A 17,420-nucleotide genomic window follows, 5' to 3' on the forward strand; every position below is an offset into this window, starting at 1 on the left:
GATCATGATGAGTCGCATCCACCAGGTTTCGTACCAGCGCGGGGGAACCACAATGAGAATGCGTTTGTAACTATAATTGCCAAGCCCAAAACCATTGGTCTTTCGAATGAGCAACCGATAGCTACCCAGCGGTAAACTCGATACGAGAATGCTCGGTTCCTGGGCAGGAATCGGAATCCAACCATCAGCTTTAGGGGCAGCATTCCCTACCAGGAGTTGGTAAGCCAATCGGAGGTTATGGCTGTTACCAAAATAAGGGGTTGTCAGATGAAAGCGAATCTGTTGGGGCTCGGTGGGTAGTTGGATCGTATCCCCCTGGTTGGGATAAAGTTGCTGGCGGACTTCGACCCGATCGACTAGCAGGGGACCACGAGGTAAGGCAGGCTGGAGTTGTTCAGGTTTGAACCAGACGAGTCCCATCAGTGACGGTATCGACACGTAGCCATTGGCCAACCGGACGATGCCGGGCTCTCCGCCCCCGTTGAATTCATTGGTCAAAAAACCCTGCTCTTTGGTGTACTGGACATAAAAAGGACGCTCCAGTTGGTTGCCCTGGTCGTAGGCCAGTAAATCACGGTGAGCCATCTGAAAAAGGCCTTTGTTGGTGGGTATCCAGAAGTAGCCCCGCTTGTCTTCAAAGATGCTGTGGCTCGTCGCTAAATACTGGTCATCATCGAGGGGAAACCGGATCAATCTATTCCCCAGCAACAGAAAAAAGCCGTCGCCGTAGGTGGTGAACCAAAGCTCGCCGGGTCGTGGCTGATAAAGGCTTCGGATCGTAAACAAGCTCGTACCCGGGACGATTTGACAGGTTCGCGTCCGGGTATTCAACCGGTAGAGACCATGCGGAGTGCCCATGAGCAGCTGCTGGGGGCTTACCTGCAAAAAACAGCTGATCGATTTGAGCTTATTGATCGGCTCAGGAACCGTCGAGGCCGATAAGGAGTCGACTCGGAAAAGTCCGGTTTCTTTACCTCCTAACCAAATCGCACCATCCCAGGGACTTTGATAGAGTTGGAAGTCATCGGGCCATTTCCAGCCTTGAAGCACCCGGTTGCGGCTTAGATCAATCTGGACCAACTGCCCTGATCCCTGGATCCAAATTCGTTTCCACTTATCGGTCACTATACTGCGATCATTGGCCATGTTGGCCCGCAGGGCAGGTACGATTTTGTCAATTTGCTGACCCGTACGACTATTTTTACCTAAAATGCTCCCTTTGGTGGTTAACACACTATTGGAATCAAAGGGTAACTGGGCATAAAAGACATTATCCCCTTGAGTACGCAGCGTTTCAAACGGTTTCGGGCTTAATTTATATAAACCATTGACCAGGCTCCCTAAGAAAATTTGCCCCGTAATTTTTTCATGATAGACCGATTTAATGACCTTATCGCTAAAGTCAAATCCCGTCAGTATTCGCTGGGTTGACAACTGGCCCCTCGAATCGATTTCGATTCGAAACAACGATTGCCCATAATAGACAAACAACTGGTCGGCCGCGTTATTCCAATAAATCTCCCCCTTTTCAAGAATTTGTCGCTGAAAAGGCTGTTGAATCCTTATCTTTTTTTTGCCCGACGGAGTGATCTGGTAGATTGGCCCTTGTTTACAGCGGGAAAAGAGGGTGGTACCCAAGGTAAAAAAATTCCAAAAGTTATCGGTTTTAACGGCGATTTGATGCCGTTTAGTCCAGTTCTGGTAAAAAGCGACCTGTTGATGATCACACACATAAAAACAGCCATGCTCACCCGGTAAGGGAATGATGTAATGGTGCCCATACGTACTTAGATCTAAATAGTTAGGTAATCCAGTGGCTATGTAGGTGTGAATTCGCCCCTTCTTCATAAAGGGCAGGTGTCTGACCCGGGCGGTATAGCCGGAATCGAACACCGCCTTACCCTGTTGAATACGGACAAAATTAAGCTCCTCATCGACACCGAAAATGGATCGTTCCGACTGGGTGGAGGGGGCTGGGTTTGACTGTCCTTTTTGGTTTTTATGAGGGCCTGCCATACTACTCATGCTGGGCTCTAAATCAGCAAATCGATTGTTGGTTATGGCGGAGTTGGCTTTGGTGAAGGCATAAAACCGTTGGCCATCAAATCGTACTAACCCATTTTCCGTAGCGATCCAGATGAACCCCAAGCCATCAGAGGCCATTGCCTTGATGCTGTTCTGGGGTAACCCATTCTCGTCAGTATAATGATTTAGGATAAAGTTGCTAACCGACTTATTCTGGGCTATGCTATAATAGGGAAACAGAAAAAGAGCTAGGGAAAACAAAAAAAAAAGGATTCTTAGCACCTTAATAATTCAATCAGACTAGAACATATATGTAAATATAAAAATACGTTATGAAGCCAAATATTAGCCATATTTACGTATTTGTATGGTTAATATTTTTCGTTGTTTCAGGCTTTTTAAATAATAAGGAGAATACGGTCTAATAATTTCCTAGGGTTTACGTGGAATGGTCAGCTTACAATATTAATACTGTGAGCAGTTCATAGTTTGATTAAACCCGCTGGATTGCCAGTCAGCTAAGTCATAAAACTAGGCCTTGCCATTGTAGCGACGGGTTGGCCAGCGCTGGACTGACTAGCGTCCTTTGGTCCATAAATTATAAATGGTAGCGTTATGGCGCAACCGGGTAATTAACAGCGTATACTACGCACTAGTATTGACAATTATTTAATCTGGTTATAGCAACCCTACCCCTACCCTATTCAAAATCGTTAAATCAACCGCCACTACTTCTATTTTTCTGAACACCGTTAAAGTCCATAGATAAGGACGTTGACTTTTATTTGATCGTTTTAAAAAATCGTTTACGAAAACCGCCGATTAATTGAAGTCAATATAACTTTAAGTCAACATCGATTTTTAGCTTTGGCGTTGACTATTACCTGACCGTATACGCTTAAACTATCGAGCTCGTAAAGATTCAAAGAGAAATCTTGTCAATGACTCCACTTCGACTAATGGCTTTTTTACACCTCAATCTGAGCAGACCGGAAGACGTCCGGCCCAATCCAATATTCACTGCGTTTCTTTTTGGTAATCAGATTCCACCTGGCCAGTTCCAGAACACCTTTATTAACATAACTGCGACGAGTCCCCAGGATTTTCGCTAATTCGTCTAGGGTAGCGCAAGCATAGCCCTCCGCATTAAGTTTACTAGCCAAGACGATCATGGTCCGTAAGGCGATGGAGCTCTGACCAAGCAGTCGGCTTAGTTTATGATCAACAGCCGTAAACAGAACCAGGTGTTGAGTTCGTTTGCCAATCCTATACGGATTTTGGTTATGATTTGTCAGTACGTTCGCAGCCATCTGGTAAATTGTTAAGATTTATGGTTGTAAATACACCGAATATTTGGCCTACATAAGAACACTGAAATAGTAGTAACCTCCTTACTATCAGTAGTTAACCCCTAAACTGAACGAAGTCCAGAGATTAAGGCCCGAAAACCGCCTATATGGCTACCATTTCGCACTAAATTTTTAAGTATAATCACTTCATTAGCAGGCCAACATGCGGCAAGTGTGCCTTTCTAAGATCATATTGACGGGTTGAAATTATACATTTCTGATTGATACGCTATTATCATAAAAACCACATATTAGTGTCACGAATTAAAAAACAGTTCACTCTTTACGGGTCGGTAGAGTATTCAGCCAATAGAATTTATTTTACTAGCAGCTCATAACAGTCTTTACCAGAAAACAGATCTTATTGTAGGATAACTCATGTCGCCACTCGTAGGCGTAACATCCCTTTCGCAAGTACGCAGCAGCGCAAATCGTACGAAAAAACATTTTCGAAAGAAAAAACGCACTTAAACTTATCGAAAATGGGCACTGGAAACGGATAAGGAAAACGGTGTTACACAAGCAAGAACAGGGACTACCGATTTAATCGCCCCCGGGTACTGACCGTTTTTTTCATTCCCCCGGCTCGTTATTGGATTCAGGCTAAAAGAAATATTTTTTTCTAGTTCAATGAGAATCAGTTCCCGCACTCACTTTGCAAAGTGGGTGTCCTGCACTCGGAATTTACTTTCTCCTGAAGATCATGGACTTGGCGACTTAAGCGCTCAAATTTGCCTGTTTCGGGTCGTTTCCTCTACCCAATTGAGTCGTCTTTCCAGTATATTCACCGTTTGTAATCACAAACGGGTAGGTATTATTAACACCAAAAGGCCGCCTGAGCGTTGCGCTGAACATCACCAGCGCTGTTTGGAAGCATTGGCCATCACTAACTTTTACACTTACTTATAGTATACGAACACGAGACCATCCCGTCAACGTAGTGGACACTGATTAAAATACACTGATTAAGCTGGTATATCCTGCTGTACATTTTCTTTTCCAATTATGCCCAAATTAGACTTACAAACCCTCGAATCCTGGCTCTGGGATTCGGCCAATATCCTACGGGGCAGCATTGATAGCTCCGATTTTAAAAATTACATCTTTGGACTGCTGTTCCTTAAACGGGCCAACGATGTGTTCGATGAGGAAGTCGAAGTCATCATGGCGCGTGAGGAAGATTATACCCGCGAAGAAGCCGAAGACGCTACGTATTTCAAAATGCCCATCGAAGCCCGTTGGGCCGAAGTAAAAAAGGCGACCGAAAATATTGGGGTGGTGCTCGACAAAGCATTTGCCGCTATCGAGGAAGCCAATAAAGACCTGAAACTGGAGGGCGTCATGACAGCCACCAAATTTGGGGATAAGGAAAAACTGGACGACGATACGCTGCAACGGCTGCTCCGTCATTTTAACCAGCATTCGCTACGTAATGCTGACCTATATACGCCTGATTTGCTGGGCGATGCCTACGAATACCTCATCAAACAGTTTGCCGATGATGCCGGGAAGAAAGGGGGCGAGTTCTATACCCCGCGTGGTGTGGTGAAGCTGATTGTAGGCCTGATTAAGCCGCAACCGGGCAACGAAATTTTTGACCCGACCTGTGGTTCGGGTGGCATGCTCATCGAATCGGCGCGGTACGTAGCGGAGCAGAAGGGCGGCAAAGTGGGCAACCTCATTAACGTATCGCTGTTCGGGCAGGAGAAGAACATGGGCACCTGGGCCATTGCCAAGCTTAATATGCTGCTGCACAACTTCGACAGTGCTGACCTGCGCAAGGGCGATACGCTAGTGAACCCGCAACACAAAAACTCCGAGAATGAACTACGTCTCTTTGACCGAGTTATCGCCAATCCACCCTTCTCGCAGGATCGCTGGTGGACACCCGCCGAAATAAACCTGCCCAAAAAGCTGGATAAAGACGGCAAGGAAAAGGAAGTGACACCCAATTACGCCACCGCTGTGGTCGATAATTTTGGCCGGCTGCATTATGGTACGCCCCCCAGAGGCTACGCCGATATGGCGTTTTTGCAGCATATGCTGGCGGTACTGCGCCAGAATGGGCGCATGGGCGTGGTCCTGCCCCACGGTACGTTGTTTCGGGGTGGTGCGGAAGGGAGTATTCGTGAGAAACTGCTGGAAGACGACCTCGTGGAAGGGATTGTGGGCCTGCCCTCTGCCCTGTTCTACAACACGGGCATCCCGGCGGCTATTTGGGTGCTGACCAAATCCAAACCGGTCGAACTGCGGAAGCGGGTGCGGATCATCGACGCCAGCCAGGAGTTTAAAGAAGGCAAAAATCAGAACGAACTCGAAGACCGGCACGTACAGCATATTCTGGCAGCCTACGATGCAGGGCTGGACATCGACAAGTTTATGAAGGTGGTGGACGTAGCCGACATTAAAGCCAACGACTACAACCTGAACATCTCGCGCTACATAGACCGGAGCGAAGCCGCCGAAGTGATTGAATTAGCGGCCGTTCATGCGGCCCTGCGCGAACTGGAAGCGAAAGAAGCCCTCATTGACGCCAAATTAGAAAGTCTGCTGGAGGAAATTGGATTATGAGCAACGTAATGAAGCAGACGAAAATTGGCGAAATTCCAGAGGATTGGGAAGTGGTAAAACTCGGCAAAGTTGCAACTATCAATCAATCATCTTTGCCCAATGGAACGGATGCCGACTATACTTTTTGGTACATCGATTTATCAGCAGTAAAACAGGGTGAAATTAATTTTCCTCTTAATCAAACGAGATTTGGTGATTCATCTCCCCGTGCTCGAAGAAAGATGAAACATGGAGACGTATTGGTTTCGACAGTACGTCCAAACTTACTCGGATATGCTATCGCCAATTTTGATACAACAGATGTAATTTGCTCAACCGGATTCGCTATTGTTTCACCAAATACTGATTCTGTTGGTGGATTCATTTATCAATTATTATACAGCGAGACAATTCAATTGCAAATAAGTAAACTGACAGTTGGCTCAAATTATCCAGCAATAAATACGTCTGATGTAAGCGGATTTCTAATTCCCCTTCCACCCCTCGCCGAACAACAAAAAATTGCCGAAATCCTGTCCACGGTGGATGAGAAGATGGCCGTGATTGACGAACAATTAGCCAAAACCGCCGAACTAAAAACCGGCCTGATGCAGCGTCTGCTAACCAAAGGCATTGGCCACACTACGTTCAAAGATTCACCGCTAGGCGAGATTCCGGAAAGTTGGGAGGTAATGCAATTAGGAGACGTATTAGATTTAATAAATGGCAAAGCTTTTCAGCCAAGTGATTGGGGACTAGAAGGATTGCCAATTATTCGAATACAAAATCTAAACAACTCAAATGCTCCTTTTAACTATTACAGTGGCCTTATAGAGGATAGATACTACGTCCACAGTAATGATATTTTGTTTGCTTGGTCAGGCACGAAAGGTGTGTCATTTGGTGCTAGAATTTGGAAGGGAGACAAAGCTGTTTTGAATCAACATATTTTTCGAGTTGTCCCGGACCAAGCAAAAATAGACTATGACTTTGCCTATATAATACTTAAACAAGCGCAAGCCGAGATTGAAACTAAAGCTCACGGATTCAAATCTTCCTTTGTCCATGTAAAGAAGTCTGATATAACGAAACTAGCGTTCATTTTGCCTCCTCTCGGGGAACAGCGCCAAATCGCTGAATTATTGACAACCGTGGAGGAGAAAATTCAGGTGCTACGTGATAAGAAGGAACACTACCAAACCCTCAAGCGCGGCCTGATGCAGCAACTCCTCACGGGCAAGCTGCGGGTGCGCGTAACCGAAGACGCCGTTCCCGCATGAGTCAAGGCCCTGAATTCGTCCAGTCTGAGCAACCCGCCCTGCATTTGCTGCAACAAATGGGCTATCACTACGTATCGGGAGCAACTCTGTCAGCCGAGCGGCCCGATGCGGGGGAGGTAGTGCTGGCGGGTCGGTTGCGGGCGGCCATTGCGCGGCTCAACCCGGCGCTGGATGCCGCCAACCAGCAACGCGCCTACGAACGCATTACACAGGTGTCCGCTACGTCGCTCATGGAAACCAACCAGAAAATCTGGGCCATGCTGCGGGGCGAGGACTTTACGCTCAAACAGACCAAAAACGGTAGTGAGTCCTTCGTGCCCGTCCGCTTCATCGACTACAGCCCCGCCAACGACAACGACTTGCTGGCCGTCAACCAGCTCCGGTTTCGCGGACACGCCTTCACCGCCATTCCCGATATTGTGGTGTATGTCAACGGCTTGCCGCTGGGCATCATCGAGTGCAAAGCGGGCAGTGCTTCCAACGCCTGGGACAGCGCCTGGAACGATCTGGACGCCTACCAACGGAACAACGAACCGGTATTTCATTACAACCAGATTTGCGCAGGCATCTGGCAGGTTGGCGGTCAATACGGCGCCATCGGCACACCGCAGGCGTTTTATTCCCATTTCCGCGCCGATCATGACCCCGACTTACTCGCGCTGCTGGGTGGCCGGTTGCCCACCGCGCAGGACATTTTGCTCTACAACCTGTTTCGCCCCGAACGGCTGCTGGACCTGGTGCGGCATTTCGTCCTGTTTGAGCAGGACGAGGGACGCACAATCAAGAAACTGCCGCGTTATCAGCAGTGGCGAGCCGTCAACCGCACCATCGCCAAATTGCAGCAGCACGAGCAGGGGGGCGTTGTGTGGCACACGCAGGGCAGCGGCAAGTCGCTCACGATGGCTTACCTCGTGCGCAAGCTCCGCGCCGAAGAATATGAATTCCATAACCCGACCATCCTCATCCTGACCGACCGCAATGATCTGGACCAGCAGATTACCGCTACGTTCCAGCACATCGGCTTACCCGTGCAACAGGCCACGTCGGTGGCGCATCTGGACAAAATCCTGCGGAACGACTACGGCGGCATCATCACCACCACGATCCAGAAATTTCAGCAAGCTGACAAAAACGCCACCGCCGACGACACCCCCGACGAAGACGGTCTGACACGTACTGAACGGCACATCATGGATAATTTGCTGGTGCAGGTTACCAAAGCAGTGCGTGACGGTAAATGGACCGAAGTGAGTCGCGAGGAAATTCCGCTGGAAGTGCTCTCTACCAAAGACAACCTGTACGTTCTGGTCGATGAGGCTCACCGCAGTCACTACGGATTTCTGGCCGCCTTCATGCGCTCAGTGCTGCCGAATGCCAAGTTCATAGCCTTCACTGGTACGCCCATTTCCAAAGAAGACAAATCGACGCTGGCCGAATTCTACGGCGAGCAATACCTCGACGTCTACACCATTAAGGAATCCGTGGCCGATGGCGCTACCGTCGAACTGCTCTACGATGCGGGTATTGCGCGGCTGGACGTAAAAAAGACCGAACTGGACGACGAATTCGAGGCTCTATTTGCCAACGAATCGGAGGAGAAGAAAAGTAAGCTCAAGGACGTAGCACTTCGAAAGTACCAACTCTCGGCGGGTCGTATCCGCGACATCAGCCTGCACTTGCTGGCCCACTATTGCGACAAGATTTTTCCCGATGGCCACAAAGCGATTCTGGTCTGTTCGGGTCGTCAGGCCGCACTGGATTATCAGCAAACGATGCTGAACCTCAAAAAAGAGGGATTGCATGACTTCACGACCCGCGTGGTGGTTAGTCTGGGTTCACCCAAATCGGACCCCATTGCCGCCGATCATGTTGAACGTATCGCCTGGAATCGGGAACATCCTGATGAGCTAAAGGATATTCTGGTCACGTCCAGCGAGCAGGTTAAAGACGTAACGACTAATTTCAAACTGCCGTTTGGCAACGAGGCCGATCTGGAGAAATCGGGTAAGAAGAAAAAGTATGACAACACCGCCATTCTGATCGTGTCAGACATGTTGCTGACCGGCTACGACGCGCCCATTGCCGGATGCCTCTACCTCGATAAACCGTTGCGCGAGCACAACCTGTTACAGGCCATCGCCCGCGTGAACCGGACGTATCGAAGCAAAGCCGCTGGCTTCATTATCGACTATTGCGGCATCACGGCCTCGCTGATGCAGGCGCTGGACATCTTCTCTGGCGACCTCCGCCCCGATGATATTCTGCGTAACCTCAACGACGAAATCCCGAAGCTGGAACTGAATCATGCCAAACTCATTACGTTCGCCAAACCCATCAGAATAGATCGCCACTACCAGCGCGATACGTTCATCGACGCGTTTGTTCGCTACATCGAGCCGATCCACCACCGCGATACGTTCAAAGAGTTACTGAAGACATTTAACAAGTCGATCAGTATTGTGCTGCCCAACGTAGCGGCTATGAAGTATGAGACGGATTTCAAACTGTTCAACGAAATCAAGCTCAGAGCCCGCAATGCCTATCCCGATGACGAGGAATTAAAAGTCAGTGCCGACGAGAGCCGAATGCTTCAGGACCTAATCAACAAGCATCTCATCGCCGAAGGTGTCGAGAACCTGCTGGCCGAACCCGTGTCGATCATTGACCGCGATAAATTCCGGGCCGACATCCTGAATGCCTCACCCGCTACGAAGGAGTTGAAGATGCGCAATCAGCTCAAATACACCATTAAAGTGGGCATGGACCGCAACCCAGATTTTTTTAAACCATTGGCCCAGCGACTGGACAATTTACTAAAAGAACACGAAGCGGGCCGACTGGATCAGGTGCAACTGCTGCTGGGGTACGACCAACTTCAGGACGACCTGATTAATGAACAGAAGGCCGGTCAGGCGCAGGGATTTACCAGCCCGCAACAGATCGACGTCTTCAACGCACTGACAGCGCTTTACGACGAGGATGCCGCCGAAACCACCCGACAACTCTTCACCAACATTAGTGGCGAGTTAGGCATTGTAGGCTGGGAAGGAAAGCATGAAGTGCGCCATTCGATGGAACAGAAAATCAGTCGTTTACTCAGAGACAAGTTGCCCTTGCTGGACGCCCGCAAAAAGAAGGCATCCGAACTCGTCGATTTACTGCGAAAGAACAACCATGCCTGATATTTCCTACGGCGACCGCAACATCAGCTACACCGTGCAACATTGCCCGGATAGTCAGGCGCACTACGTCAGCGTCTCCCGCGACGAGGGTGTGGTCCTGAAAGGTCCCCGATTGCCGGAACCTCAAGCTGATAAACTAGTCTTGAAAAAGGCTCGATGGATTCTATCCAAGCTGGAATTAGTTCGGGCCATCAACGTAGCAGACGTAGTAACGGGCTCACGTATCGCTTATCTGGGCAAGTATTATTATACCGAAGTGGTGCTTGATGCTACCTTAGAAAAGACCCACATCGATTTCAATCAGTCCCGCTTCCGGATTCAGGTTAACCCAACGACCGACTGCCAACCCGTTATTAATCAAGCGTTAGATTCGTTTTTTCGGGCCAAGGCTCACGAGAAATTAACAGTTCGTGTCCGTCAGTGGTCCGTAAAAACAGGCCTACCGTACCAAGAACTGAAGTTCCGCCAGATGAGCAAACGGTGGGGCAGTTGCACCAGCAGCGATACCATTATCCTCAACCCTGATCTGATCAAACTTCCTTATACGCTAATCGACTACGTGATTGTGCATGAGCTGTGTCACACGAAGGTGAAAAGTCATGCCAAAGAGTTCTGGGCTGAGCTATCACGTCATATGCCCAACTGGAAAGAACTAGATGAGCGGCTTAGTCGGTATCGGGTGTAAAGAAATTCAATAAGTCATCCTGTTTTATTTTTCTTCAATAAGTATCCCTGGTTTATTAATAACCGGGATGGATATCTGTAAACTTGCAAAATGTATTGCAAGTTGTATTGCAACGGTCATAAAAAAAGCACTTAACATTTCTGCTAAGTGCTTGATTCACAGTGCTCCCGAAGCTGGGCTCGAACCAGCGACCCTCTGATTAACAGTCAGATGCTCTAACCGACTGAGCTATTCGGGAATCGTGGTGCAAAAGTATAACACACGGCTGTATTACACAAGCATCAGGTTGAAAAAAAATCGCTTTATACGTAACAAATTGGTTTTCAAACTCAATTTTACCTAAGAGCGTCGGGGCGGTGATTGGGTACGTTCTGTAAAATCAGTTCCTTTATACGCCGAGCGTCGCCTTTTGAGAAGTTTTGAATCACAATCTCAGGTCGCGCTCGCGGAATAATCCGCACAGTGGCAAAAAATAGTCCATTGTCAATCTCAACCCCTGAGATATCGGAATAAAATACAAAATTATCCGTACCGCCAATCAGTTTGCGGGCCCGGAACGTAACGCCCTTGTCATTGAACTCAACCTCGTCGGGCGTGAGGGGGTCTTTGAAGCTGCTGCTGCGAAATTTCTCTGCCATGGTGTTTGAACCGGGATTTATCTGATTTTATTGACTTACGTTGAACGTATCAACCGGATTTCGTTAAAGCCAAAATCAGGACAGTCAATAAAATCAGATAAATCCCGGCTACTTTTTAGGTATGTAAATTACTTTTTTCGTCTCAAAAAAGGGTTCTTCAAAATAGTCTGAAAGATCATAAACCCGGTAACGATCAGGAACTTCGGCCAGTTCCTCAGTAAGGTCGCCACCTTTGAGGTATAAAACACCATTCGGCCGATCGTTGTTGCCCGACTTATGAATTTTGTAACGTACCCAGCCCAAAAAAGGCTTCAGCCGCGTAACGGCCCGGCTTACAATAAAATCGTAGGTTGTGTTTATCTGCTCAACCCGGGTTTGTTCAGCTTTTACATTCGTCAAGCCAAGCGCATCGGATACTTCCTGCACGACCTTTATTTTTTTACCAATACTGTCTACCAGATGGAAGTCAACCATCGGAAACATGATCGCCAGGGGGATGCCAGGAAAGCCCCCGCCCGTTCCGACATCCAGAATTTCGGTCCCGGGTTTGAATTGAACGATTTTGGCGATACTAAGCGAGTGTAATATGTGTTTTTCGTAAAGCGCGTCGATGTCCTGACGAGAAATAACGTTGATTTTTGCGTTCCAGTCGCGGTACAGTCCATCCAAGGCTGCAAAGCGTTCTTTTTGCTCAGCAGTTAGAGTAGGGAAGTATTTTAAGATAAGGTCAATATTCATTTGTCCAGGTAGCCTGTCGATGTCGCATTACCGCCAGTAAAGCCGTTTTTTGCGACGAGTAAAAAAGTTTTTTAGTCCCGCTATGCCGAAATAAACGGACAACGTCAGGTCCATGTAAGGAATGATTGCCCAGTGAACCGTATGGGCTAACCGGTAACTAATACGTCCGACAATACCCCAGAATGTTAGTAGTCGAAGGACAAATGCGCCTGTCACGATCTGCAAAAGTAGCCATTCCTGCGCGGTGAATAAAATGTGATAGTATTCATGATGCAAGACGATCAAGATGAGGGCGAGCGCAAATGTCCAGGTCAAAACGTGGGAACCAATGAGTAGACCCAATCGAAATTTGTGGCCAGATTTATAGTATTTACCGACGCTTAAGTGCCGTCGTTTCTGAAGTCGCCAATCAGACCAAGTTTCTTTTGGCTTGGACCATGTAAAGGCATCCGGGTGAAGGCAAATAGCCGTATTACGTCCTGTAGCTACTTCGTTCATAAACAGGTCATCGTCGCCACCCACTACGTTCTTGTGTGTATAAAACCCCTTGTTAGCAAAAAAGAGGTCGGTTCGATAGGCTAGATTGCGACCAACGCCCATGTAGGGACGACCGACTAAGGCCAGCGAAAAATACTGGACCGCCGTAAATAACGTTTCGGATTGAATGAGCAGATTCAACAAACCCGGTCGTTTCTCGTAAGGCGAAAATCCCAGTACTATCGCTTTCTTCGTGTTGTTGAGTGGCGCTACCATAGTTGCCAGCCAGTTAGCCGTGGCAGGGCGACAGTCAGCATCAGTGAGCAACACGGTGGAGAACTTTGCCTTCTTGAGTGCAATCGTCAGGGCGTACTTTTTGGGCGTTACGTGCTCGTGTTCCTTGTCAATTCGAATGAATCGAACGCGGTTGAGATCGGTGATGCCGTTTTCCAGATACGTAGTAGTGCCATCGGTTGAGCGGTCATCCATCACTAAAACTTCAAAATCAGGATACGCCTGCGCGTTAAGCAAAGGCAATAATTCGATCAGATTATCCAGTTCATTGCGGGCACAGACAATAACAGTAATGCCAGGTTGATCGGCTGATGCGGTGGCCGCGTCCGATATTAACTCGCCCGGATTATCCTGGATAGGTTGTCGATAAAAAGCCGTTCGGGAATAAACGAAAAAAATATAAATAAGCTGAATACTGACCATTAGTAGCCAGACTATCAGTATTGCCGTAATCACAGAGAGGTCGATAAATGTGGAGCAAAGGTAGGGAAAAGGAGAAAAGAAATTGGTGACTCCTTGTTTGCCCTCTGCGCCTTCCTCCCTCTCTTCACCATCTTCCCTATCTTTGCAGCTATGACATTTTCAATCACTGCCCACGATCCGCAGTCAAAAGCCCGAACGGGCACGCTGACGACCGATCATGGGCCTATCCAAACGCCTATTTTTATGCCTGTCGGCACGGCGGGTACCGTAAAGGCCGTTCATCAGCGCGAGCTTGAAACCGACATTAATGCCGAAATCATTCTGGGCAATACGTACCATCTTTACCTTCGGCCCGGTCTTGACGTATTAAGTCAGGCTGGCGGATTGCACGGTTTTAATGGCTGGCGTCGTCCCATTTTGACCGATTCAGGTGGCTATCAGGTATATTCATTGTCGAACACACGCAAGATTAAAGAAGAAGGCGTTACGTTTAAATCGCATATCGATGGGTCGAAACATACGTTTACGCCCGAAGGTGTGATGGATATTCAGCGAATCATCGGAGCCGACATCATCATGGCGTTCGATGAGTGCACGCCCTATCCCTGCGAATATGGATATGCCCGTCAGTCGATGGACATGACCCATCGCTGGCTTGGTCGATGCATTGACCGCTTCGACGCCACCGAAGGCCATTACGGTTACCAACAAACGTTGTTCCCTATTGTGCAGGGCAGTACGTATGCTGATCTCCGTCGCCAGTCGGCGGAGGTAATTGCCAGCAAAGAGCGCGAGGGGAATGCCATTGGTGGTCTGGCTGTTGGCGAACCCGCCGAGGAGATGTATGCCATGATTGAGTTGGTGAATGGAATCCTGCCCGCCGATAAGCCTCGCTATCTGATGGGGGTAGGAACACCGGCTAATATTCTGGAAGCCATCGCCTTAGGCGTGGATATGTTTGACTGCGTCATGCCAACACGTAATGCCCGGCACGGTCTCCTGTTCACAACGGAAGGAATTATTAATATTAAAAACGAAAAATGGAATAAAGACTTTAGCCCCATCGATGCGGGCCTGGGTGGTTATACCAGTACGTTTTATTCTAAAGCGTATCTTCGTCACCTGGTTAAATCAGAGGAGTTATTAGGCGGCCAAATTGCCAGTTTGCATAACCTGACCTTTTATCTCTGGCTTGTCCGACAAGCGCGGGAACATATTGCGGCCGGTGACTTTATCGCCTGGAAAAACGAAATGGTTGTCAAATTAATGCAGCGCTTGTAAACGCAAAACGTGTTGTCTGTTCATCAAAAGGTCTCCTAAAACATAAATTGGGAGACTTTTTTGCGTTTTACCGTCCTAACTCCCGTATAATAATTTGGGCTATTGGTTGCCTTCTCAATCGTAGTCGCCTTACCCGTAACTCGCTTTACTGAATCGTGATATTGACCGAAAGAATGATTCGTCAGGCCCTGATAATCATTTTGTTGACGCTATTTTTTCTTAAAAACGGAGTCGATGGAGCGATTGCACAAGCCATAAATAAGTTGACGGATGAACAACTAGCTCAGTTTGTACAACAAGCCCGGACCAGTGGTATGACCGAAAGTCAGATGGAAGCAATGGCCCAAACGCGCGGGTTTACGACTGCTGATATCAATCGGATGCATCAGCGAGTCAGCCAGTTACAACCATTGCCGGGCAGGCCAGCAGCTACTGCTGAAACGAGTGTTGTTCGTGAACAACCCGCTACGCCAAGCCCACCCGTAACGACCACTACCGTCTCACCACCATCAACTGTCTTTGGGGCATCCTTATTTACCAACGCCAATTTGTCGTTTGAGCCGAATCTGAGAATTCCGACGCCCCGCCATTACATCATTGGGCCCGACGATGAACTCATCGTTGATGTTTTTGGAAACGCTCAGCAAACGTACCGCCCTAAAGTCAGTCCCGAAGGGAGCATCCGTATCGAAAACCTCAGTCCTATTTACGTAAACGGACTGACCATTGAGCAGGCTGAACAGCGTGTTGTCGGGCGGTTAAAAACGCTTTACCAGGGAATCAATACGTCACTTGGCGGGGTTCAGGCGCAGGTGACACTCGGTAGCGTTCGAAGTATTAAAGTTACACTCCTGGGTCAAGTGGTCCGACCGGGCACGTACACACTTTCATCCTTAGCGACGGTTTTCAATGCACTGTATGCGGCTGGTGGCCCGGCACCCGGCCGAGGTTCATTCCGCGACATTCGGGTGTACCGGAGCAACAGGGTGGTGCGAACGCTGGATTGCTACGATTTTCTCCTTCGAGCCGATCAGAAAGATAACATCCGCCTGCTTGATCAGGACATTATTTTCGTAGATCATTACAGCACCCATATTGAATTAACAGGGGAAGTCAAGCAACCTGGCTGGTATGAAATACGCCGGGGTGAAACCCTTAAAAGCGCGCTTACTTTCGCGGGTGGCTTTTCTGATCGTGCCTATATGGCATCGATTAATCTGCTCCGAAACACGTCTATTGAGCAACAATTGATAACCATTACGCCGGCAGAAATAGCTCAGTTTGTGCCTCAGGCCGGTGATCGCTACGTGGTCGGGGCTATTCTGGATCGCGTCGAGAACAACGTCAGTATTAGCGGAGCGGTGTTCCGACCGGGCAATTATGCCTTGTCGAAAGAGGGTACGCTTAAGCAATTGATTACCCGAGCGGAGGGGTTGCGGGAAGATGCGTTTTTGAATCGGGCCACCATACGTCGGTTGCGTGCCAACCTTGACCCCGAAGTTATTTCGGTTGATCTAGCGAAACTCCTGCGGGGTGAAACCGCCGATATCGTGCTCCATCGAGAAGATCACCTGCATATCAGTACCTGGAGCGAACTACGTCAGAAACGTAGCGTTTCGATTCAGGGAGCAGTCAATAAAAGTGGTACGTTCGACTTTGCCGATAGCATGACGGTGGCCAATCTGATTGTGCTGGCGGAGGGGTTTTCAGACGCAGCCATCTCATCGCGGATGGAAATTGCCCGGCGCGTTAAGAGCGATACGAGTGGTTTACCAGGTGATCAGAACGTCCGGTTGATTGCGTTTGAAATTGATCAGAATCTACGGCTCAACCCGGCTGATGCGCAACTAATACTGCGTCCTTTCGATCAGGTTTTTGTGCGGGCATCACCCCGGTACGAAGCGCAAAAGGGCGCCAGCATTGCGGGGGAGGTGGTGTATCCGGGCGGCTATGCCATCCGGACAAAAAGCGACCGTATTACCGATCTTATCCGCAGAGCCGGTGGTCTGAAACCGGAAGCGTACCTAGCGGCAGCGCGCTTCACACGCCGGGGAGAAAGTATATCACTTGATCTCAAAAAAATATTGGATGACCCTGCCGTAGCGGGTAATCTTCTGTTGGACGACGGCGACGTACTAACGTTACCGCGTCGCCCCGACATTGTCCACATCCGAGGTGAAGTCTTGAATCCAGCTACCTTGGAATTCGATTCATCCAAGTCATTTCGTGACTACATTGACGAAACCGGCGGCTTCACGAACAAAGCCTTGAAACGAAAAACCTATGTTATGGGGGCTAACGGAAAAATTATGCCAACACGTTCATTTTTGGGCATTCGATCGTATCCACCCATTGAGCGTGGAGCTGAAATTGTGGTTCCCGCCATTCCGCCTAAAGAGTCAACCAGAAGTTCTTCTACCGAGCGTGCGGCCTGGTTAACAGTCATTGCGTCGGGCGTGGCCGTGATCCTGACAGCGTTACGACTGATTACGAACTAA

11 protein-coding genes and 1 tRNA gene are annotated in these 17,420 nt (G+C 48.6%); 6 read left to right on the top strand and 6 right to left on the bottom strand.

Features of this window, described 5'->3' with window-relative positions; translation table 11 throughout:
- The coding region (locus tag ACYVEA_RS32710) for a ligand-binding sensor domain-containing protein (RefSeq protein WP_461117586.1) at positions 1–2,286 on the bottom strand (2,286 nt) is incomplete at its 3' end.
- A gap of 707 nt (positions 2,287–2,993) precedes the next feature.
- A complete protein-coding gene (locus tag ACYVEA_RS32715) occupies positions 2,994–3,335 on the bottom strand; it encodes a hypothetical protein (RefSeq protein WP_461117587.1) in 342 nt (113 codons plus the stop codon).
- Between the two features lie 1,044 nt (positions 3,336–4,379).
- Here ACYVEA_RS32715 and ACYVEA_RS32720 point away from each other — a divergent pair.
- From ACYVEA_RS32720 to ACYVEA_RS32735, 4 genes are read left to right on the top strand one after another with little or no spacing between them, the layout of a single operon-like run.
- A complete protein-coding gene (locus ACYVEA_RS32720; protein ID WP_461117588.1) occupies positions 4,380–5,945 on the top strand; it encodes a type I restriction-modification system subunit M in 1,566 nt (521 codons plus the stop codon).
- Positions 5,946–5,953: 8 nt separating this feature from the next.
- On the top strand, positions 5,954–7,204 hold the full coding sequence (locus ACYVEA_RS32725; protein WP_461117589.1) for a restriction endonuclease subunit S: 1,251 nt from the start codon (positions 5,954–5,956) through the stop codon (positions 7,202–7,204).
- Positions 7,201–10,386 carry a type I restriction endonuclease subunit R gene (locus ACYVEA_RS32730; RefSeq protein WP_461117590.1) on the top strand — a complete coding sequence of 1,062 codons (3,186 nt, stop codon included), beginning with the start codon at positions 7,201–7,203 and terminating at the stop codon, positions 10,384–10,386. The genes ACYVEA_RS32725 and ACYVEA_RS32730 overlap by 4 nt, the downstream gene beginning before the upstream one ends.
- Positions 10,379–11,071 (top strand): M48 family metallopeptidase, encoded by a 693-nt coding sequence (locus ACYVEA_RS32735; RefSeq protein WP_461117591.1) that lies wholly within the window; start codon positions 10,379–10,381, stop codon positions 11,069–11,071. The genes ACYVEA_RS32730 and ACYVEA_RS32735 overlap by 8 nt, the downstream gene beginning before the upstream one ends.
- A 164-nt stretch (positions 11,072–11,235) precedes the next feature.
- Here ACYVEA_RS32735 and ACYVEA_RS32740 read toward each other — a convergent pair.
- The 4 genes from ACYVEA_RS32740 to ACYVEA_RS32755 all read right to left on the bottom strand — a co-directional run bounded on the left by ACYVEA_RS32740 (position 11,236) and on the right by ACYVEA_RS32755 (position 13,674).
- A tRNA-Asn gene (locus tag ACYVEA_RS32740) sits at positions 11,236–11,309 on the bottom strand.
- Positions 11,310–11,406: 97 nt separating this feature from the next.
- Positions 11,407–11,709: a hypothetical protein gene (locus ACYVEA_RS32745; RefSeq protein WP_461117592.1), complete on the bottom strand. Its 303-nt coding sequence runs from the start codon at positions 11,707–11,709 to the stop codon at positions 11,407–11,409.
- Positions 11,710–11,817: 108 nt separating this feature from the next.
- Positions 11,818–12,447, bottom strand: coding sequence for a 16S rRNA (guanine(527)-N(7))-methyltransferase RsmG (rsmG, locus tag ACYVEA_RS32750; RefSeq protein ID WP_461117593.1), 630 nt, complete (start codon positions 12,445–12,447; stop codon positions 11,818–11,820).
- A 27-nt stretch (positions 12,448–12,474) separates the two neighbouring features.
- On the bottom strand, positions 12,475–13,674 hold the full coding sequence (locus ACYVEA_RS32755; RefSeq protein ID WP_461117594.1) for a glycosyltransferase: 1,200 nt from the start codon (positions 13,672–13,674) through the stop codon (positions 12,475–12,477).
- Positions 13,675–13,791: 117 nt separating this feature from the next.
- Here ACYVEA_RS32755 and tgt point away from each other — a divergent pair, with 117 nt between their 5' ends.
- Both tgt and ACYVEA_RS32765 read left to right on the top strand, forming a co-directional pair.
- A complete protein-coding gene (gene tgt / locus ACYVEA_RS32760; RefSeq protein ID WP_461117595.1) occupies positions 13,792–14,922 on the top strand; it encodes a tRNA guanosine(34) transglycosylase Tgt in 1,131 nt (376 codons plus the stop codon).
- 173 nt (positions 14,923–15,095) lie between these two features.
- Positions 15,096–17,420 carry an SLBB domain-containing protein gene (locus ACYVEA_RS32765; RefSeq protein WP_461117596.1) on the top strand — a complete coding sequence of 775 codons (2,325 nt, stop codon included), beginning with the start codon at positions 15,096–15,098 and terminating at the stop codon, positions 17,418–17,420.

This window comes from Spirosoma jeollabukense (assembly GCF_054777855.1).

Bases quoted from the DNA above. Each gene is read 5' to 3' on its own strand.
- tgt (WP_461117595.1), top strand. From the start codon at position 13,792: ATGACATTTTCAATCACTGCCCACGATCCGCAGTCAAAAGCCCGAACG.
- ACYVEA_RS32735 (WP_461117591.1), top strand. From the start codon at position 10,379: ATGCCTGATATTTCCTACGGCGACCGCAACATCAGCTACACCGTGCAA.
- ACYVEA_RS32765 (WP_461117596.1), top strand. From the start codon at position 15,096: ATGATTCGTCAGGCCCTGATAATCATTTTGTTGACGCTATTTTTTCTT.
- ACYVEA_RS32745 (WP_461117592.1), bottom strand. From the start codon at position 11,709: ATGGCAGAGAAATTTCGCAGCAGCAGCTTCAAAGACCCCCTCACGCCC.
- ACYVEA_RS32720 (WP_461117588.1), top strand. From the start codon at position 4,380: ATGCCCAAATTAGACTTACAAACCCTCGAATCCTGGCTCTGGGATTCG.
- rsmG (WP_461117593.1), bottom strand. From the start codon at position 12,447: ATGAATATTGACCTTATCTTAAAATACTTCCCTACTCTAACTGCTGAG.
- ACYVEA_RS32715 (WP_461117587.1), bottom strand. From the start codon at position 3,335: ATGGCTGCGAACGTACTGACAAATCATAACCAAAATCCGTATAGGATT.
- ACYVEA_RS32725 (WP_461117589.1), top strand. From the start codon at position 5,954: ATGAAGCAGACGAAAATTGGCGAAATTCCAGAGGATTGGGAAGTGGTA.
- ACYVEA_RS32730 (WP_461117590.1), top strand. From the start codon at position 7,201: ATGAGTCAAGGCCCTGAATTCGTCCAGTCTGAGCAACCCGCCCTGCAT.